Consider the following 19319-nt stretch of genomic DNA (forward strand, 5'->3'; position numbering starts at 1 on the left):
GCTAGAACCTCACTCTCGGGTCGATCAGGGCGGCCACGACGTCGACGACGAAGTTCGTCACGGCGACGATCACGGCGAGCATCGCGACGATGCCCTGCACGGCGACGAAGTCGCGGGCCGACAGGTACTGGTTCAGCTCGAAGCCGAGCCCCCGCCAGCCGAAGGTGGTCTCGGTGAGGACCGAGCCGCCGAGCAGCATGGCGATCTGCAGCCCCATCACGGTGATGATCGGGACCAGCGCCGGACGGAACGCGTGCGTCCGGACGAGCCGCGCCTCCCGGACCCCGCGCGAACGTGCGGCGTCGACGTACTCGGACCCGAGCGTGCCGATCATGTTCGCCCGGACGAGGCGGAGGAAGATGCCGGCCGTGAGCAGACCGAGGGTCAGTGCCGGCAGGACGGCGTGCGACAGCACGTCCCCGATGACCTGGGCGTTGCCGGTGCGGAGCGCGTCGACGATGTAGATGCCGGTCGCGCCGGGGATGTTGTCGAGGATCAGCGACACCCGCGTCGAGGCGCGGTCGCCCAGCGGCAGCCAGCCGAGCCACACCGAGAAGACGAGCTTGAGCAGCAGACCGCCGAAGAACACCGGGGTCGCGTAGGTGAGGATCGCGAGGGCGCGGAAGAGCACGTCCGGCCACTTGTCGCGGACGTAGGCGGCGAGCATGCCGAGCGGGATGCCGAGCACGAGGGCCACGATGAGCGCCCAGAACACGAGCTCGGCGGTCGCCCCGCCGTACGTGACGATGATGTCGGTGATCGGGCGGTTGTCGGTGGACGTCGTCCCGAAGTCACCGCGGACGATGTTGCCGAGGTACTCGAGGTACTGCACGAACACCGGGCGGTCGTACCCGGCGGCGTGCAGGCGTTCCTGCAGCTGCGACGGCGTGAGCCGACCGCCGACCGAGGCCGTGATCGGGTTGCCGATGACGCGCATCAGGAAGAAGACGAGCGTCACCAGGATGAACACCGTCGGGAAGATGAGGAGGAACCGGACGAGGATGTACCGGCCGAGCCCGCCGCCACCGCCCCCGGCACGTCGCTGTGCCTGGGGTTTCGTGGGCTCGGACTCGATCGCCTCCGGAGTGGTGAGGGTCACGGGGTTGATGCCTTTCGGGACGTGACCAGGGGGCGTTCCTCGTGGGAACGCCCCCTGGTGTCCGGTGGGTGTTACTTGCTGAGCGTGGCGTAGCGGAACTTGTACGAGGAGTCGAGGGTCAGGCCCTTGACGTCCTTCGACGCGACCGCGACGGACTTCCCCTGGAGCAGCGGCAGCGTCGAGATCTGCGTGGCCTCACGCTCCTGGGCCTGCTCGATCAGGTCGGCGCGCTTGTCCTTGTCGGACTCCTGCTGCTCCTGCGCGATGAGGTCCTGGATGGTGGCGTCGTCGTAGTGGTTCTGCACGAAGTTCTCCTTCGTGAAGAACGGCGCCAGATAGTTGTCCGCGTCCGAGAAGTCCGGGAACCAGCCGAGCTGGTACACGGGGTAGGCGTCCTTCGTGCGCTCCTGCGCGTAGGTCGTGTAGACCGTCGACTGGATGTTCACGGTGAAGAGGCCGGAGTTCTCGAGCTGCGTCTTGAGCTCGGCGTACTCGTCGTCCGACGTCGAACCGTAGTGGTCCGGCGCGTACTGGATGTCGAGCTGCACCTTGCCGGTGACGCCCGCCTTCGACAGGGTCTCCTTCGCCTTGTCGACGTCGGGGCCGCCGCTGCCGTTGCCGTAGAGCTCCTCGAACGGCTTCGCCGCACCGGTCAGACCGTCCGGCACCATCGAGTAGACCGGCGAGTACGTGTTGTCGTAGACGTCCTTCGCGATCTTCTCGCGGTCCACGACGTCCGCCACGGCCTGGCGCACGGCGAGGGCCTTGGTCTCGTCGGCGTCGGACTGCTTCGCACCGAACGGCTGCGTGTTGAAGTTGAAGACCAGGTACCGGATCTCGCCACCGGGGCCGTCGTACACCTTGACCTTGTCGTCCTTGCGGAGGTCGGAGATGTCCGTCGGCGTGAGGGAGCGGTACGCCACGTCGACGTCGCCCTCCTGCACGGCGAGCTTGAGGTCGGTCTCCTTGGTGTAGTAGCTGGCGGTGACCTGGTCGGTCTTCGCCTTGCCGAGGAGCCCGTCGTAGTTCGGGTTCGCCTTGTACTGGATCGTGTCGTTCTCCTTGTACGAGGAGATCTCGTACTGCCCGGCGAACGCCTTGCCCTTGACGATGTCCGCCGCCGGCGTCAACTCGTCGGCGGAGAAGACCTGCTCGTCCACGATCGGACCGGCGGGGCTCGAGAGCACCTGCGGCCAGGTCTGGTCGGCGTGGTCGAGGTTGAACACCACGGTCGTGTCGTCCGGGGTGTCGATGCTCTTGAGGTTGGCGAGCAGGGACTGCGGGCCGTTCTCGTTGTTGATCTTGAGCTCGCGGTCGAACGAGAACTTCACGTCGCTCGACGTGAGCTCGTTGCCGTTGGCGAACTTCAGCCCGCTCTTGAGCTTCACCGTGTAGGTCGTGGGGTTCGTGAACTCGGCGCTCTCGGCGATGTCCGGCTCGACGTCGGGGCTGCCGACGGGGGTGTTCATCAGGAACGGGAACACCTGGTTCTGCACGGCGAAGGAGCCGTTGTCGTACGAGCCGGCCGGGTCGAGGGACGTGATCTTGTCCGTCGTGCCGATGCTCATGCCGTTCAGTTCGGTGTCGGAGACGCTGCTGCTCGCGCAGCCGGTCAGCACCAGCGCCGTCGCTGCTGCACCGGCGCCGAGCGCGATGCCGCGCTTGCCCCACTTGGTCACGGATGCCATGTCCGCTCTCTCTCTCGGTGATGGTTCGCAAGGGGTCCTCGGCGGGCGGTGGTTCGACTGTGAGGCCCGACGAGAACGCTCATTGCTACCACCCTGACACGGAATGCCGCGATTCGAGGGACATTTGTTTACACCCTTGTAATGCGCGGAGCCGCTCCTTGACGCATGATGCGCGCGCCGCACCCCGGCGTGTCACGCAGTATTGTTGCGTGCTGCAACGGCGGGGTCCGGAGGGGGTCGGCTCGGCGAGCGGGCCAGATCCGTCACGCTCGACGCCGTCACCCGACGACTCCCGCCCGCCTGGCACCTCGCACGCGGCATGTCCTGCCCGCTCGGCGCTGCGGTCCGCCCCGTCCGGCGGACCCGCCGCACCTCCCGGCCGGGAGGCGCGCCCCACCTCCGCCCCGCGCCCGCGCCCCGCCCAGCCCAGCCCATCCACCCAGCCCACCCGACCGGCACACCCAGCGGGCACCATCCGTCACCCCCGGTGTCGTCAGCCGACGACTTCCGCCCGCCCGGCGTCACGCACGCGGCGTGTCCTGCCCGCTCGGCGAGCAGGACGCTGGCTCCGCCGTCGCCGTCGCCGTCGCCGTCGACGTCGCCGTAAGCTCTGCCGTCGCGGTCGCCGTCGGCTCCGCCGCCGACCCCGGCGAGGACGGGTCAGCCCTGCGCTGCCGCCTCGGCGTCGGCGCGGAGCCGCATGCGCTGCGCGTCGATGTCGACGAGCTGGCGCTGGATCTCGGCGCGTCGGTCGGCCTGCTCGTGCGGGTCCGCACGCTGCAACTGCCCGAGCAGCGAGGCCTTGCGCGCGAGCAGGTCCCGCTCCACGAGTGCGACGACGATGCTCCGGGCGTAGAGCGCGAGGTCCTCGTCGGTCCGGGCGGGGATCGGTGCGAGCGCGAGCTCCTGCACGAGCCCGCGGAACGGTGCCGGCACGTCCTGCAGCAGCCGGTCGAGCCAGTCCCCCGCGCCGATCGACTGGACGTTCGCCACGACGGCGTCGCGCACGACGGCGAGCATCGGTGCCGAGAAGGTCGCGCCGGCGGCAAGCCAGATGAGCGGCTCGCTGACGTAGGTCGGCTGCTGCACCATTGCCATCACGGCATCGCGTTCCATGCGGGTGATCGGGTCGTTCGGCAGCAGGCGCAGCCCGGCCACGGGCTCCTCGGGCGGGGCGACCAGCTCGCCGCCGGGACCGGCCTGACCGACCGGCACCGAGCCTCCCGTCCGGTCCTGGCGCGCAGCGCCCGCTCGCTGCCGTGCCGCGTCGACGGCACGGCGGACGTCGGGCATGTCCATGCCGAGCCACCCGGCGAGCTCCCGCACGTACCCCTGCGTGAGGGAACGGTCGCGGATGCCGGCGAGCACCGGTGCGGCGGCGCGCAGGGCGTTCACCCGACCCTCCACGGTCTCGAGGTCGTGCCCGTCGAGGTTCCGGCGGATCATGAACTCGAACATCGGGCGCTTGGCGGTCACGAGGCGGCGGATGGCGTCGTCACCCCGGGCCAGCCGGAGGTCGCACGGGTCGAGTCCGCCGGGCGCGACCGCGACGTACGTCTGCGCCGCGAAGCGCTGCTCCTCAGCGAAGGCCCGCGACGCCGCACGCTGCCCGGCCTCGTCCGGGTCGAAGGTGAACACGACCTCGCCGTTGGCGTTCGGGTCGGCCCCGCTGACGTCGCCGAGCATCGGTCGCAGCACCTTGATGTGGTCGACCCCGAACGAGGTGCCGCACGTCGCGACCGCGGTGGTCACGCCGGCGAGGTGACACGCCATCACGTCGGTGTACCCCTCGACGATGACGACCTGCTTCTGCTTCGAGATGTCCCGCCGTGCCAGGTCGAGTCCGTAGAGCACCTGGCTCTTGTGGTAGATCGGCGTCTCGGGGGTGTTGAGGTACTTCGGCCCCTTGTCGTCCTCGAGCAGCCGGCGCGCGCCGAACCCGATCGTCGCGCCGGTGACGTCGCGGATCGGCCACGTCAGACGTCCCCGGAAGCGGTCGTACGGTGAGCGGTCGCCCTGACCGGCCAGCCCCGCGGCCAGGATCTCGTCCATCGAGAAGCCCCGGCTGCGCAGGTGCTCCCGCGTCGCGTCGTACGACTGCGGCGCGAAGCCGACGCCGAAGTGCTGCGCGGCCGCCGGGTCGAACCCGCGCTCCCCGAGGAACCGACGGGCGGGCTCGGCAGCGGCGGTGGTGAGCTGCGACTGGTAGAACTCGAGCGCAGCCTCGTTCGCCGCGATCAGCCGGGCGCGCTGGTTGTAGTCGGTGCGGGGCCCGTCGCCCTCCTCGTAGTGGAGGGTGAACCCGATCTTCGCCGCCATCCGCTCGACGGCTTCCTGGAACGTCGTGTGGTCCATCTTGATGATGAACTCGAAGACGTCGCCGTCCTCGCCGCAGCCGAAGCAGTGGTACCGCCCGACCTGGGGCCGGACGTGGAAGGACGGGGAGCGCTCGTCGTGGAACGGGCAGAGACCCTTGAGGGAGCCGACGCCCGCCGACTTCAGCGTGACGTGGTCGCCGACGACGTCGGCGATGTTGACACGCGAGCGGACCTCGTCGATGTCGTTCCGCGCGATCCTGCCAGCCACCCCATGATCCTAGTTCGTGCGGGTGGCACCGACGGACGGATCACGTCCGCCCGTGGAGAGCACGCCGGCCTGGAGGCGCGGTGTCGGCCCGACCGTCGGCGCATCACCACGACGGCGCGCGGCTCAGACGAGGACGTGCACCGGTTCGCGGTCCCCCACCACGAGCCGCTTGTGCCACGCCAGGGCCCCCTGGTCGGTCAGGCTCGCGACCTGGTCGACCACGGCCCGCAGCCGCCCGGCGTCGTCGGACGCCGCGAGCCAGTCCGCCGCGAACCCCGGTTCGAGGTCCGCGCTCCCGGTGGCGGCCAGGGCGTCGAGCAGCTCGGTGAGGATCCGGCGCTGGTCCTCGTACACCGGCTGCCGGTTGCCCTGCGTCATCACGAACGCCGCGACGATGCCCTTGAGCACGGCGATCTCCCCGATGATCTCCGGCGGGGTGACGACCGATGCCGCGAACCGCACGAGGGACCCGGACGCGTAGGACTCGCGCGTCGCCGCGGTCGCGGTCCGCGCGAACCGCCCGATGAGCTGCGAGGTGAGGTTCTTGAGCCGCGCCATGTCCCGCCGCGACCCGTCGTACGACGTCATCCACAGCGGCAGCGACCGCAGCCGGTCGAAGGCCTCGAGCAGTTCGTCGCGGCTGAGGTCGGACCCGACCCAGGCGTGCATCGCCGTCACGATGTCGTTCTCGCCGACCCGGTCGCCGAGTGCGGCGACGTCGATGAACCCCGCGACGACGGCGTCCTCGAAGTCGTGTACCGAGTACGCGATGTCGTCGGACAGGTCCATCACCTGCGCCTCGATGCACCGCTGCCGGCGGGGAGCGCCGGCCCGGAGCCACGCGAAGGCGTCGTGGTCGTCGTCGTAGAACCCGAACTTGGTGCGTCCGGACGAGGCCTCGGCCACGCCCTGCGCCGCCGGCCACGGGTACTTGCAGCTCGCGTCGAGCGACGCACGCGTCAGGTTGAGCCCGTAGGGGCGGTCGTCGTCGGGGCCGTCCCCGTACACCTTCGGCTCGAGCCGGGTGAGCAGTCGGAGCGTCTGCGCGTTCCCCTCGAACCCGCCGATGCCCGCGGCCCAGGCGTTCACGGCGGTCTCGCCGTTGTGCCCGAACGGCGGGTGGCCGATGTCGTGCGCCAGGCACGCGGTGTCCACCACGTCGGGGTCGAGCCCGAGCGAGTCGGCGAGCTCCCGGCCGACCTGCGCGACCTCGAGCGAGTGCGTCAGGCGGTTCCGGGCGAAGTCGAGCCCGGTGGTCGGGCTGAGCACCTGCGTCTTCGCGGCCAGCCGGCGGAGGGCGCTCGAGTGCAGCAGCCGCGCGCGGTCACGGGCGAAGTCCGACCGACGGTTGCCGTGGGTCTCGGGCAGCCAGCGCTCGGCGTCGGCGGGCCCGTACGAGGCGGTGGCGCTCATCCGCCGCTGTGGTGCAGCTCGGCGGCGGCGAGCACCTTGCGGAACTCGGCGTCGACGTCGCGCGACTCGAGCCAGCGGTCCGGCAGCGCCGTGCGCTTCGGGTGTCCGGCACGGCCGCGCGGGCCCTCGACGTCGGCGCCCGGGTACGGGGCCGACCAGTCGATCTGCCCGAGCAGGTCGTCGATCTCCTGCAGGCTCGACGCCATCGAGAGGGCCGACCGGACGTCGCCGCCGATCGGGTACCCCTTGAAGTACCACGAGACGTGCTTCCGGGCGTCGCGGCAGCCGTGCTCCTCGGACCCGAAGAACTCGACGAGCAGTTCGGTGTGCCGGCGGAAGGCGGTGGCGACGTCGCCGAGGGACGGCATCGCGCGGACGTCCTCGCCGCGGAACGCCGCCGCCAGGTCGCCGAACAGCCAGGGCCGGCCGAGGCACCCGCGCCCGACGACGACGCCGTCGCAGCCGGTCTCGTCGACCATCCGCAGGGCGTCGGCGGCGGACCAGATGTCGCCGTTGCCGAGCACGGGGATGTCGGTGATCGCTTCCTTCAGCGTCGCGATCGCCGACCAGTCCGCGTGGCCGGAGTAGTGCTCGTTCGCCGTGCGGGCGTGCAGCGAGACCGCGGCGACACCGGCGTCGCGGGCGATGCTCGCCGCGTCGAGGTAGGTCAGGTGGTCGGCGTCGATGCCCTTGCGCATCTTCACCGTCACGGGGACGTCACCGGCGGCCTTGACCGTCTTCTCGACGAGGTCCTTGAAGAGGTCGGTCTTCCACGGCAGTGCGGCTCCGCCGCCCTTCCGCGTGACCTTGGGCACCGGGCACCCGAAGTTCAGGTCGATGTGGTCGGCGCGGTCCTCGGCCACCAGGATCGTCGCCGCCTCGGCCACGGTGTTCGGCTCGACGCCGTAGAGCTGGATCGACCGCGGGGTCTCCGACTCGTGGTGCTGGATGAGCTGCATCGACACCGGGGTGCGCTCGACCAACGCGCGCGAGGTGATCATCTCGCAGACGTAGAGACCGGCGCCGTACTCGCGGCAGAGCCGGCGGTAGGCCATGTTCGTGATGCCCGCCATCGGGGCGAGCACGACCGGCGCCTCGACCTCGATCGGGCCGATGCGCAGTGGCTTCGGGAGTGTCTGCGTGATCGTCATACCGGTTCCATCCTCCCACGTCGACGCGCGACGGTAGCGTTCTCCACATGTCCGACACCGCGATCGCCCGCTTCGACGCCGACGCCGCCGCCCGCGGCCTGCAGGTCGAGGTGGTCGAACGCCCCGCGGCGGGCTCGCTCGACGAGGCCGCGGCGCTCCTCGGCATCGGACCCGGCGACGTCGTCAAGACCCTCGTCGTGAAGCGGCACGACGGCGGCTTCCTCCTCGCACTGGTCCCCGGGGGCCGCAGCATCGCGTGGAAGAAGCTCCGCACGGTCGTCGGGGTCAACAAGCTGTCGATGCCCGACGCCGCGACGGCCCTCGAGGCCTCCGGCTACGAGCGCGGCACGATCACGCCCATCGGCGCGACCGGTGACCTGCCCGTGTTCGCCGACGAGCGGGTGCTCGGCCGCCGGATCGCCCTCGGCGCCGGACGCCACGGCGCGAGCGCCTTCGTCGACGGCGACGCACTGGTCGCCGCCTACGGCGCGACCGTCGCCGACATCACCGACGAGGAACCCGTCCGCTAGCGCCGGGTCAGTCGGGGACCTCGGTCCAGTCACCCTCTGCGCCGGGCACGAAGCACGAGTCGCCCTCGCAGACCGGCGCCCCGCCGGGCGTGACGAGCGTGAGCAGGGCGGGTCGCGCCTCCAGCCCGTCGCCGGACGGGAGGCGCGGCCCGGCCGGGCCGCCGAGCCGGACGTCCGTCACCGGGTCACCGCCGTGTCCGCTGCCGCGTCGTCCGCGGCGCGCTGCTGCTGCTCGGCGAGCTCCTCGGGCGTGCTGTCCCGCAGCGCGACCACCTGGCGGAGCACCTGCTCGAACGACGCCGGGTCCTGCGCCCCGGAGACGCCGTACTTGCCGTCGATGACGAAGAACGGCACCCCGTTGATGCCGAACGCCTGCGCCTGCGCCTGGTCGGCACGGACCGCGGCGAGCTGCGTGTCGTCACGGAGCGTCGCGAGGACCTCGTCGCGGTCCAGCCCGATCTCCTCGGCGAGCGACGCCAGGGACTCGTCCTGCCCGACGTGCTCGCCGCGCTCGAAGTACGCGGTGAAGAGCCGCTCGACCATCTCGAGCTGCTTGCCGTGCTGCTTGGCCAGGTGGATCACCTGGTGCGCCTTCACGGTGTTGGTGTGGCGGAGGGCGTCGTAGTCGTAGTGCAGGTCCACCGAGGCCGCGATGCCGGCGACCTGGTCGATCATCTGCTGGGCCTGCTCGACGGGGAGCCCCTTGTGCTGCGAGAGGAACTCGGCCTCGGTGCCCTCGAAGTCGACGGGGGTGTCCGGGCTCAGCTCGAAGGAGTGGTACTCGACCTCGACCGGCTGCGCCTCGGGCGACGCGGCGAAGGCGGCGACGCCGGCCTCGAACTTCCGCTTGCCGATGTAGCACCAGGGGCACGCGATGTCGGACCAGACATCGACCTTGACAGAGTCGTTCATGCCCGGTGCAACGCGTCGCCCCCGGCGGTATTCCGGCGCGCCGCAGCGCGGGGCCGACGCCCTACGCGCCGAGCAGCCGCTGCGCCAGGTAGCCCTGCAGCTGGTCGAGCGAGACGCGCTCCTGCGACATCGTGTCGCGCTCCCGCACGGTCACGGCCTTGTCCTCGAGCGTGTCGAAGTCCACCGTGATGCAGAACGGCGTGCCGATCTCGTCGTGGCGACGGTAGCGACGGCCGATCGCACCGGCGTCGTCGAAGTCGACGTTCCAGTACCGGCGCAGGTCGTCGGCGAGCCCGCGGGCCACCGGCGAGAGCTGCTCGTTCCGGGACAGCGGCAGGACGGCGGCCTTGACCGGCGACAGGCGGGGGTCGAGCCGGAGGACCGTGCGCTTGTCGACGCCGCCCTTCGCGTTCGGGGCCTCGTCCTCGTGGTAGGCGTCGAGCAGGAAGGCCATGAGCGCACGCGTGAGCCCGAAGGACGGCTCGATGACGTACGGCACGTACTTCTCGTTCGCGGCCTGGTCGAAGAACCGGAGGTCCTTGCCGGACGCCTCGATGTGGTTGTTCAGGTCGAAGTCGGTGCGGTTCGCGACGCCCATGAGCTCGCCCCACTCCGAGCCCTGGAAGCCGAAGCGGTACTCGATGTCGGCGGTCGCGTCGGAGTAGTGGGCCCGCTCGCCGTCCGGCACGTCGAAGCGGCGGAGGTTCTCCGGGTCGATGCCGAGGTCGGTGAAGAACGCGACCGAGTCGGCGATCCACTGCTCGTAGTGCTCCCCCACCGACGCCGGCGGCACGAAGTACTCGATCTCCATCTGTTCGAACTCGCGCGTGCGGAAGATGAAGTTGCCGGGCGTGATCTCGTTGCGGAACGCCTTGCCCACCTGGCCGATGCCGAACGGCGGCTTCATGCGACTGGTGGTGACGACCTGCGCGAAGTCGACGAAGATGCCCTGCGCGGTCTCGGGGCGGAGGAAGTTCAGCCCCTCCTCCGACTCGACCGGGCCGAGGTAGGTCTTGAGCATGCCGGAGAACTCCCGGGGCTCGGTCCACTCGCCGCGGGTGCCGCAGTTCGAGCAGGCGATCTCGGCCATGCCGCCCTCGGGCGCACGGCCCTTCTTCGCCTCGAACGCCTCGATGAGGTGGTCCTCGCGGAACCGGTGGTGGCAGTGCAGGCACTCGACGAGCGGGTCGGTGAAGGTCGCGACGTGCCCGGAGGCCTCCCACACCTTGCGGGGCAGGATGACGGCGGAGTCGAGGCCGACCATGTCGCCGCGGCCGCGGACGAACCGCTGCCACCACTGGCGCTTGATGTTCTCCTTGAGCTCCACGCCGAGGGGCCCGTAGTCCCACGCCGAGCGCGATCCGCCGTAGATCTCCCCCGACTGGAAGACGAAGCCGCGGCCCTTGGCCAGGGCGATGACGCTGTCGAGACGGGAGGACGGTGCCAAGAGGGACTCCTGTGGTCGCCGGACTGGGTGCCCGGTGCGGGAACGGTACCGGGCAAGCGTACCGGCCCCACGGCGGCCTCCGGTCGGGAGGCGCGGCACCGGTGGACACGTGCCTCACCCCACAGGTCTGAAGCCGTCCACCGCCCGCAGCACGTCCGCGACGCGCGTGACGTCGTCCTCGTCGTTCCACAGGTGGAAGGCGAGCCGCAGGCGGCCGGCCCGCCCGCTCGCGGTCACGCCCGCGGTGCCGAGCGCGGCGAGCGCCGTACCGTCCGGGTCCGGGAAGGTCGTGATCGCCTGCCCGCGCGCTGCCGCACCGAGCGCGGTGGCGAGCCGGTCGGCGAGACCGGTGGCGTGCCTCCAGGCCGCGGCGCGGTCCACGGACGCGAGGTGCCGCAGGGCGGCGACCGCGCCGGGCCAGGCCGGCCACGCCGGGGAGACGTCGAACCGCCGTGCGTCGGCGGCCAGCCGCATGTCCGGGCCGTAGCAGGACGACCAGACGTCCTCGCCGGCGTACCAACCGGCCTGCACGGGGCGGAGCTCCGCGAGCGCCCGGTCCGAGAACGTGGCGAAGGCCACCCCGCGCGGAGCGCAGAGCCACTTGTACGCGTGCGTGACCGTGACGTCGAACGGGGCGGCCGACACCGGCAGCACACCCGCCGCCTGGGTGAGGTCGCACAGCGTCAGGGCGCCGACCGACCCCGCCGCGGCGAGCACCGGCGCCGGGTCGATGACCACCCCGGTCGCGGACTGCACCGCCGACCACGCGACCAGCGCGGTCCCCGTGCGGACGGCGTCGGCGAGGCGCTCGAGCGGGACGCTCCGCACCGTCACCCCGCGGTGCGCCTGCGCGAGGAACGGGAACACGACCGAGCTGAAGTCGCCGTCGGGGACGACGACCTCGGCGCCGTCCGGCAGCGACGCGGCGACGACCGCGACCATCGCCGACGTCTGCGACCCGGTGGCGACCCGGGCCGGAGTGACGCCCACGACGTCGGCGAAGAGCGCGCGGCCCTCCTCGACCAGGGCGCCGTACGTCGTCGGCGAGGTCCCGGCACGTGCCCACGCCTCGAGGTCCGCGCGCTGTGCGGCCAGCGTGCCGTGCGTGGGGAGTCCGGCGGTGCACGCCGCGAGGTAGCCCGAGCCGTCGACGAAGGAGTCCATGCCCTCCAGGCTCGGCGGCCGGTCGGCATCACACCAGGGCAGGTTCCTTCGCGGGCCCATAACATCGTGTTGTGGAGACGATCGACCCGCAGCTGCTCCGGATCCTGCTCGCCGTACGCGACGCGGGGTCCATCAGTCGTGCCGCCGCGACACTGGGCTACAGCCAACCCGCCGTCAGCCAGCTCCTCGTCCGGGCCGAGCAGCGACTGGGGCACGACCTGGTCCTGCGGGGCGGTCGTGGCGCGACCCTTACCGAGTCCGGGCGCGTGCTCGCCGACCACGCGCTGCACGTGGAGGCCGCCCTGGCCGCCGCCCGGGAGGACCTGGACGCCGTCGGCGGGCTCGCCCGTGGTCGGGTGCGCTTCGCCGGGTTCCCGAGCGCGTCCTCGACCCTCGTCCCGCCCGTGCTCGCCGCGATGGCGGCGTCGAGTCCCGGGGTCGCGACCTCGTACGTCGAGGCCGAACCGCCCGAGGCGATCGAACTGGTCCGCCGCGGCGAGGTCGACGTCGCGCTGACGTTCTCGCACGCCCTGCAGGACGACACCGGCGCGGATCCGACGCTCACCACCGAGGGCATCGGGCGCGACCCGCTCGCCCTCGTGACGCCCACAGTGGTCAGCGGAGCCGTCGCCGACCTGTCGGCCTTCCGCGACGCGCGGTGGATCGGCGGGTGCCCGCGCTGCCGGGGACACCTGCTCGCCTCGTGCGCCGCCTCGGGGTTCACCCCGGACATCGTCCTCGAGACCGACAACGCCGCGGCGGTCGTCGGGCTCGTCGCGGCCGGCCTCGGCGTCGCGCTCCTCCCCCGGCTCGCGCTGACCACGACGGTCGTGCCGCCCGGCGTCCACGCGACCCCCGTGGGCGACGAGCTCGCCCGCCGCGTCGAGGTCGTCGTCGCACGTGGCGCCGGTCGGGTGCCGAGCGTCCGCGCGGCGCTCGCCGCCGTCCGCGGCGCGGCGCACCTGCTGGGCTGAGCGCGCAGGCGGCCAGCGGCGGGCAGCGGTCGCCCGGGAGGCGCGTGGCAGCTCCGCCCCGCACCCTGCCTCAGGCGGTGGGCGCGTCCACGGCCCCGCCGTAGCGACGGTCGCGGCTCGCGTACTCCTCGATCGCTCCCCACAAGTCGGTGCGTCGGAAGTCCGGCCAGAGCCGGTCGAGGAACACCATCTCGGCGTACGCCGACTGCCACAGCATGAAGTTCGACGTCCGCTGCTCCCCGGAGCTCCGGAGGAACAGGTCGACGTCGGGCAGCTCCGGCACGTACAGCCGCTTCGCCAGCGCCTTCTCCGTCACCTGGCTCGGCTGCAGGCGTCCGGCGGCGACGTCCTCGGCCATCCCGCGCACGGCGTCGACGATCTCGTTCCGGCCGCCGTAGTTGACGCACATCGTCAGGGTGCACACGTCGTTGTCCGCGGTCATCCGCTCCGCCGTCTGCAGCTCGTCGATCACCGACCGCCAGAGCCGGGGCCGGCGACCGGCCCAGCGCACGCGCACGCCCCACTCGTGCAGCTGGTCGCGACGGCGGCGGATCACGTCACGGTTGAAGCCCATGAGGAAGCGGACCTCCTCCGGCGAGCGCTTCCAGTTCTCGGTCGAGAAGGCGTACGCGGACACGTGCCGGACGCCGATCTGGATCGCCCCGGCGACGACGTCGAGGAGGGACGCCTCGCCGGCCTTGTGCCCCTCGACGCGCGTGAGCCCGCGCTGGTTCGCCCACCGACCGTTGCCGTCCATCACGATGGCGACGTGCTGCGGGACGAACTGCGCCGGGATCGCGGGCGGCTGCTCCCCCGTCCAGTCGACGGGCAGGAACGGTTCGGCGGCGGCGGACCGGCGTGGGCTCATGCAGGGCTTCCTTCGGGGTCGGACGGGACGGGCACGGCGGGCGCCGGGGTGGCGGCGACCGCTGCCGGCACCCCGCCCGGTGCGGGTGCGACCGGCGCCGGGTGCTCGCTGCGGTCGACGTGCGGCAGCGACCGGAGCGATCGTTCCAGGTGCCACTGGGCGTAGGCCGCCACCACGCCGGACGCCCGGGAGCGGGTGCGCTCGTCCGAGGCGTCGACGGTCGCCCAGTCGCCGGCGAGCAGGGCGCCGAGCAACCCGAGCGTGCCGGTGTCGAGGCGCGGGGTGCCGGGCGGAGCCGCCCGGTCGGCGACGACCCCGCCGAGCTGCACGACGAACGCCGTGTGCGGTCCGGGCTCGCCCGTCACCGCGCAGTCGCCGAACGAGGGTGCCCACCCGGCGATGCTCATCGCCCGCAGCAGGTAGGAGTCGAGGGTGGCGCTCACCACGTGCTCCCGGCGCGACAGCGACCGGAGCGCGCCGACGAGCAGCAGGTACTGCTGGAGCCCGGCGTCCGCCTCGCTCAGCCGGTCCGCGGTCTCGACCATCGCACTCGCGGCCGTGTACGCGCCGTAGTCCGTGACGATCTGCGCGCCGTACGACCCGAGGCTCTCGGCCTGGGTGACGATGTCGAGCGACCGGCCCTCGTAGAACTGGGCGTCGACGACCATGAACGGCTCGAGGCGCGACCCGAACTTCGAGGCCGTCCGCCGCACGCCCTTCGCGACGGCGCGGATCTTGCCGTGCTGCCGGGAGAGCATCGTCACGATGCGGTCCGCCTCACCGAGCTTGTGGGTGCGCAGCACGACGCACTCGTCCCGGTACAGCGGCATGTCCCCAGTATCCCCCGCGCCGCCGACAGCTCGGGCCCGTACCCCCGTCGCGTCGCTGCCCGTCCCGTCCCGTCCTCTGCACCGTCCCGTGCACCGGCCTGTGCACCGAGCGGGCAGGACACGCCGCCGGGGTGACGCCGACCGTGCAGGACCCGTCGCAGACGGGCGCCGAGTGCGCCGGAGAAGGCCCGCTCGGGGCGGCGGCCAGCTGGGGCGGGTCGCCGCCTCATCCCGTCCTGGCCCCTCACCGAGCGGGCAGGACACGCCGCCGGGGTGACGCCGAGCGCGCAGGACCCGTCGCAGCCGGGCGCCGAGCGGGCCGGACAAGGCCCGCTCGGGGCGGCGGCCGGGACCGTGCTGGCTAGGCGGGGCGGCCGGGCTGGCCGGTCGGTCTGGCGCACTGACGGACGGGAGGCGCGGTGCGGGTCGGACCCGCACCGCGCCTCCCGTCCGTGGTGCGGACTACGCCGTGACCAGCTCCGGCGCACCGGTCGCAGCACCGGCGCGCACCGCGCGGTTCACCGCGGACACGATCGCCTTGAGTGACGCCGTCGCGATGTCCGCGTCGATGCCGACGCCCCACAGGCGAGTGCCGTCCACGTCGAGCTCGACGTACGAGGCGGCCTTCGCGTCGCCCGAGGCGCTCATCGTGTGCTCCGAGTAGTCGTACAGCGTGACGTCGACGCCCTGGTCGCGCATGACCGACAGGAACGCGTCGATCGGCCCCGTCCCGACGGCGTCGGCGTCCACCGAACCGTCGTCGACCCGCAGCGCGACCGCGAGCTTCGTCGTGCCGTCGAAGTCGCTCGACGTGGCCGTCTTCGTGATCTCGTAGCGGCCCCACTTGTCGGACTCGTCGTCCGCGGGCAGGTACTCGTCGCGGAACAGGTCCCAGATCCGCTCGGACGAGAACTCCCCGCCCTCGGTGTCCGTGCGCTGCTGGACCACCCCGGAGAACTCGATCTGGAGCTTCCGCGGCAGGTCGATGGCGTGGTCGGTCTTGAGCAGGTAGGCGACGCCGCCCTTGCCGGACTGCGAGTTGACCCGGATGACCGCCTCGTACGAGCGGCCGATGTCCTTCGGGTCGACCGGCAGGTACGGCACGGCCCACGCGATCTCGTCGATCGAGGTGCCCGCGGCCTCGGCCTTCGCCCGCATCGCGTCAAAGCCCTTGTTGATGGCGTCCTGGTGCGAGCCGCTGAACGCCGTGTAGACGAGGTCGCCAGCCCACGGCTGGCGCTCGGGCACCGGCAGCTGGTTGCAGTACTCGACCGTGCGCTTGACCTGGTCGATGTCCGAGAAGTCGATCTCCGGGTCGATGCCCTGCGTGAACAGGTTCATGCCGAGGGCGACCAGGTCGACGTTGCCGGTGCGCTCACCGTTGCCGAACAGGCAGCCCTCGATGCGGTCGGCACCCGCCATGTACCCGAGCTCGGCGGCTGCGACCGCGGTGCCGCGGTCGTTGTGCGGGTGCAGGGACAGGATGACGTCCTCGCGGTGGTCGAGGTTCCGTGACATCCACTCGATCGAGTCGGCGTAGACGTTCGGCGTCGCCATCTCGACCGTGGCGGGCAGGTTGATGATCACCTGGCGCTCGGGGGTGGGCTCGAAGACCTCGAGCACCGCGTTGCAGATGCGCGCCGCGACCTCGAGCTCGGTGCCCGTGTACGACTCGGGCGAGTACTCGTAGAACACCGTCGTGTCGTGCTGCAGCCGGGCCTCGGCCGCCTTGCACATGCGCGCTCCGGCGACCGCGATGTCGACGACGCCCTGCTCGTCCGTCCGGAAGACGACCTCGCGCTGGACGATCGACGTCGAGTTGTACAGGTGCACGATGGCCTGCTTCGCCCCGTCGATCGCCTCGTACGTGCGGTCGATGAGGTGCTCGCGCGCCTGGGTCAGCACCTGGATGGTGACGTCGTCCGGGATCGCGCCCTCGTCGATGAGTGAGCGGACGAAGTCGAAGTCGGTCTGCGAGGCGCTCGGGAACCCGACCTCGATCTCCTTGTAGCCCATCCGCACGAGCAGGTCGAACATGGCGCGCTTGCGCTCGGAGTCCATCGGGTCGATGAGGGCCTGGTTGCCGTCGCGCAGGTCGACCGCGCACCACCGCGGCGCGCGGTCGATGCGCTTCGTCGGCCAGGTGCGGTCCGGCAGGTCGACGCGGATCTGCTCGTGGAAGGGGACGTACTTGTGGATCGGCATCCCGGAGGGGCGCTGCGTGTTCTGCATGGTCGTCGCTTTCGTCGTCTCGCCGGCATCGGCGCTGGTGGGGGCCACGACGGACTCCGCGACGAGGTGGGCCGTGTGTCAGGCCTCGTCGCGGCAGCGAAGGAGGAGGAGCGCCGAGTGCATCACGGCCACCGTAGCACCGGTACACCAGCGTCGGCGAGCACGTGACGCCGGCGCCCCTCCCGATCCGAGCCCGCTCAGTCGACCGCGAGCGCCGCCGTCGGGGACACCCGCATCGCGCGCCGCACCGGGGCCACCGTCGCGACGACGGCGAGCACGAGCGCCCCGACCACCACGACCACGACCGTCGACAGCGGCAGCAACGGGGTCACGACCGAGCCGAGCGACCCGAGGAGCGTCTGGCCGCCGACCCAGCCGTAGACCGTCCCGAGCACGAGCCCGGTGACGACGGCCGCGACGACCATCTGCACGGCCTCGGTCACGATCATCCGGCGGACCTGGGCGCCGGTCAGCCCGAGGACCCGGAGCAGCCCGAGCTCACGCCGGCGCTGCAGCACGCCGAGCGCCAGGGCGTTCACCACGCCGACCGCAGCGATCACGGCGGAGAAGCCGACGAGGACGCTCACCACGGCGTTCACCTGCGCGTCGAAGTCCCGCTGCTCCTGCACCATCGCCGGGGTCACCGAGCCGTCGGTCACCGCTGCCGTCTCCGCCTCGAGCACGTGCTGCATGATCCCGAAGGCCACCGCGAAGGTGACGAGCAGGGTCACGCCGATGACGAGCCCGATCGTCGCCCGCGAAGTCCGGGCCGGTGCCCGCAGCGCGTTCCGCCCGGCGAGCAGGACGACCGGGTCCCGGGACCCGATCCGACCGATGAGCGCCAGGACGGGCGGCATCACGATCGTCGCGCCGACGGCGACACCGGTGAACGAGACGAAGCCGCCGAGTGCCGCGGGCAGCACCGCCAGCACCGACACCGAGCTGACCACCAGCCCGAGCAGCATCAGGAGGACCCCGCCGACGATGAGCAGCACGGCCCACACCCGTCGCCCGGTCCCCGCCCGGAGGTCCTCGTGGCTCGGCTCGACCGTCACGGACAGCGCCTGGAGCGGGGTCACGGCGAGGACCCGGCGCGACCCGGACGCGAACGCACCCCAGGTCGCCAGGACCACGGCGACGAGCGGCAGGGCGAGCTCCCACGGCACGAGCGTGTACCGGGTGTCGGGCAGGAACCCGGACCCCCGGAGCACGGCGACGAAGAGCGCCGTGAGGCCGGTGCCCAGGACGGTCCCGAGCAGGCCGCCGAGGAGGCCGACGAGCAGCCCGGTGCGGGTGATGCGGGCCCGGAGACCCGCACCGGTCGCGCCGACGAGCCGCTGGAGCGCGATCACCCGGGTCTGTCCGGCGATGAGCGTGGCGCAGGTGTTCGCCGTGACGATCGCCCCGACGTAGAGGGCGATGCCGAGGAAGAGCCAGCCGATCACGGAGAGGATCGCCCGGACCGTGGCGACGCCGTCGAGTCCGGACGTCGCGAGCGCCTCGGCCACGATGCCCGGCGCGATGACGAGCGCGGAGCCGAAGGTGGTGCCGAGCGCGGCGACGAGGATCGTCGGCGCGAAGGCGCGCAGCCCGTTCACGCCGCCGCCTCCATCCCGAGCATCGTCGCCGAGATGTCGGCGGCGTCCATCGCGGGCCGGTCGTCGACGATCCGACCGTCGGCGAGGAACAGGATGCGGTCGGCGTTCGCGGCGGCCGTCGGGTCGTGGGTCACCATGACGACGCTCTGGCCCCACTCCCGCACGGCGCCGCGCAGGATCGCGAGCACATCGCGGCCGGTCCGGGAGTCCAGGGCACCCGTGGGCTCGTCCGCGACGACGACGGCGGGGCGCGAGGCGAGGGCTCGGGCGATCGCGACGCGCTGCTGCTGCCCGCCCGACAGCTGGTGCGGCCGGTGGGTGAGACGGTCGCCGAGTCCGAGCTGGTCGACGAGCCGGTCGATCCACGCCGACTCGTCGCGCGACGGCCGCTTCCCGCCGAGCAGGAACGGCAGCCGGATGTTCTCGCGCACGTCGAGCGTGGGCACGAGGTTGAACGACTGGAAGACGAAGCCGATCCGCCGACGACGCAGCTCGGTCAGCTCGCGGTCCCCGAGCCCGGTGATCTCCACCCCGTCGATGGCGACGCTGCCGGCGCTCACGGCGTCGAGACCGGCGGCGACGTGCATGAGGGTCGACTTCCCGGAGCCGGACGGTCCCATCACGGCGGTGAACTCCCCCGCGCCGATGTCGACGCTGACGTCGTCGAGCGCGGTGACGCGACGCGCTGCGTCGCCGTGGTGCTTGGACACGTGGTCGAGCCGGATGATCGGCGTCTGCTTCGTGGTCATGCACCCACGATGACGGCCGGGAGGCACGTCCCGCGTCGGTCGCGCGGCTCCTGTGGATGGTCCGCTCGGCTCGGTTCC

General features: G+C 72.0%; 16 protein-coding genes. 2 read left to right on the forward strand and 14 right to left on the reverse strand.

Going from position 1 to position 19319, the window contains the following annotated elements; translation table 11 throughout:
* Position 1: 1 nt before the first annotated feature.
* The 5 genes from Cus16_RS03095 to dusB form a co-directional block, all read right to left on the reverse strand.
* Positions 2 to 1099 carry an ABC transporter permease gene (locus Cus16_RS03095; RefSeq protein ID WP_069711101.1) on the reverse strand — a complete coding sequence of 366 codons (1098 nt, stop codon included), beginning with the start codon at positions 1097 to 1099 and terminating at the stop codon, positions 2 to 4.
* A gap of 71 nt (positions 1100 to 1170) precedes the next feature.
* Positions 1171 to 2787, reverse strand: coding sequence for an ABC transporter substrate-binding protein (locus tag Cus16_RS03100; protein WP_069711102.1), 1617 nt, complete (start codon positions 2785 to 2787; stop codon positions 1171 to 1173).
* 660 nt (positions 2788 to 3447) lie between these two features.
* Complete coding sequence (gene dnaG / locus Cus16_RS03105; protein ID WP_069711103.1) at positions 3448 to 5373, reverse strand: DNA primase; 1926 nt, start codon at positions 5371 to 5373, stop codon at positions 3448 to 3450.
* 123 nt (positions 5374 to 5496) lie between these two features.
* Entirely contained in the window at positions 5497 to 6786 is a 1290-nt protein-coding gene (locus Cus16_RS03110; RefSeq protein WP_069711104.1) for a deoxyguanosinetriphosphate triphosphohydrolase, read from the reverse strand.
* Complete coding sequence (gene dusB, locus Cus16_RS03115) at positions 6783 to 7937, reverse strand: tRNA dihydrouridine synthase DusB (RefSeq protein WP_069711105.1); 1155 nt, start codon at positions 7935 to 7937, stop codon at positions 6783 to 6785. The genes Cus16_RS03110 and dusB overlap by 4 nt, the downstream gene beginning before the upstream one ends.
* A 47-nt stretch (positions 7938 to 7984) precedes the next feature.
* Here dusB and Cus16_RS03120 point away from each other — a divergent pair, with 47 nt between their 5' ends.
* On the forward strand, positions 7985 to 8467 hold the full coding sequence (locus Cus16_RS03120) for an aminoacyl-tRNA deacylase (RefSeq protein WP_069711106.1): 483 nt from the start codon (positions 7985 to 7987) through the stop codon (positions 8465 to 8467).
* A gap of 7 nt (positions 8468 to 8474) precedes the next feature.
* Here the strand turns inward: Cus16_RS03120 and Cus16_RS16545 are convergent, their stop codons facing one another.
* From Cus16_RS16545 to Cus16_RS03135, 4 genes are all read right to left on the reverse strand, one after another.
* The gene (locus Cus16_RS16545) at positions 8475 to 8648 is read right to left on the reverse strand and encodes a hypothetical protein (protein WP_189319512.1); all 174 of its coding nucleotides are present in this window, start codon (positions 8646 to 8648) and stop codon (positions 8475 to 8477) included.
* Positions 8645 to 9379 (reverse strand): DsbA family protein, encoded by a 735-nt coding sequence (locus Cus16_RS03125; protein WP_069711107.1) that lies wholly within the window; start codon positions 9377 to 9379, stop codon positions 8645 to 8647. The genes Cus16_RS16545 and Cus16_RS03125 overlap by 4 nt, the downstream gene beginning before the upstream one ends.
* Before the next feature lie 61 nt (positions 9380 to 9440).
* Positions 9441 to 10826 carry a glycine--tRNA ligase gene (locus Cus16_RS03130; RefSeq protein WP_069711108.1) on the reverse strand — a complete coding sequence of 462 codons (1386 nt, stop codon included), beginning with the start codon at positions 10824 to 10826 and terminating at the stop codon, positions 9441 to 9443.
* Between the two features lie 114 nt (positions 10827 to 10940).
* Positions 10941 to 11990, reverse strand: a complete 1050-nt coding sequence (locus tag Cus16_RS03135; protein ID WP_069711109.1) for an aminotransferase class V-fold PLP-dependent enzyme — start codon at positions 11988 to 11990, stop codon at positions 10941 to 10943.
* A 71-nt stretch (positions 11991 to 12061) separates the two neighbouring features.
* On the opposite strand from Cus16_RS03135, the gene Cus16_RS03140 reads away from it, so the two are divergent.
* On the forward strand, positions 12062 to 12964 hold the full coding sequence (locus tag Cus16_RS03140) for a LysR family transcriptional regulator (protein ID WP_069711110.1): 903 nt from the start codon (positions 12062 to 12064) through the stop codon (positions 12962 to 12964).
* 70 nt (positions 12965 to 13034) lie between these two features.
* On the opposite strand, the gene Cus16_RS03145 is transcribed toward Cus16_RS03140, so the two are convergent.
* The 5 genes from Cus16_RS03145 to Cus16_RS03165 form a co-directional block, all read right to left on the reverse strand.
* Positions 13035 to 13832, reverse strand: coding sequence for an isoprenyl transferase (locus Cus16_RS03145; RefSeq protein ID WP_069711111.1), 798 nt, complete (start codon positions 13830 to 13832; stop codon positions 13035 to 13037).
* On the reverse strand, positions 13829 to 14662 hold the full coding sequence (gene recO, locus Cus16_RS03150; RefSeq protein WP_069711112.1) for a DNA repair protein RecO: 834 nt from the start codon (positions 14660 to 14662) through the stop codon (positions 13829 to 13831). The genes Cus16_RS03145 and recO overlap by 4 nt, the downstream gene beginning before the upstream one ends.
* Positions 14663 to 15124: 462 nt before the next feature.
* Entirely contained in the window at positions 15125 to 16894 is a 1770-nt protein-coding gene (gene leuA / locus Cus16_RS03155) for a 2-isopropylmalate synthase (RefSeq protein ID WP_069711113.1), read from the reverse strand.
* 197 nt (positions 16895 to 17091) lie between these two features.
* Positions 17092 to 18492 (reverse strand): ABC transporter permease, encoded by a 1401-nt coding sequence (locus Cus16_RS03160; RefSeq protein WP_069711114.1) that lies wholly within the window; start codon positions 18490 to 18492, stop codon positions 17092 to 17094.
* Positions 18489 to 19241 carry an ABC transporter ATP-binding protein gene (locus Cus16_RS03165; protein WP_069711115.1) on the reverse strand — a complete coding sequence of 251 codons (753 nt, stop codon included), beginning with the start codon at positions 19239 to 19241 and terminating at the stop codon, positions 18489 to 18491. Before Cus16_RS03165 ends, Cus16_RS03160 begins: the two co-directional genes overlap by 4 nt.
* Positions 19242 to 19319 lie beyond the last annotated feature (78 nt).

Origin of the sequence: Curtobacterium sp. ER1/6, assembly GCF_001742745.1 — a bacterium.
Classification (GTDB): domain Bacteria; phylum Actinomycetota; class Actinomycetes; order Actinomycetales; family Microbacteriaceae; genus Curtobacterium; species Curtobacterium citri.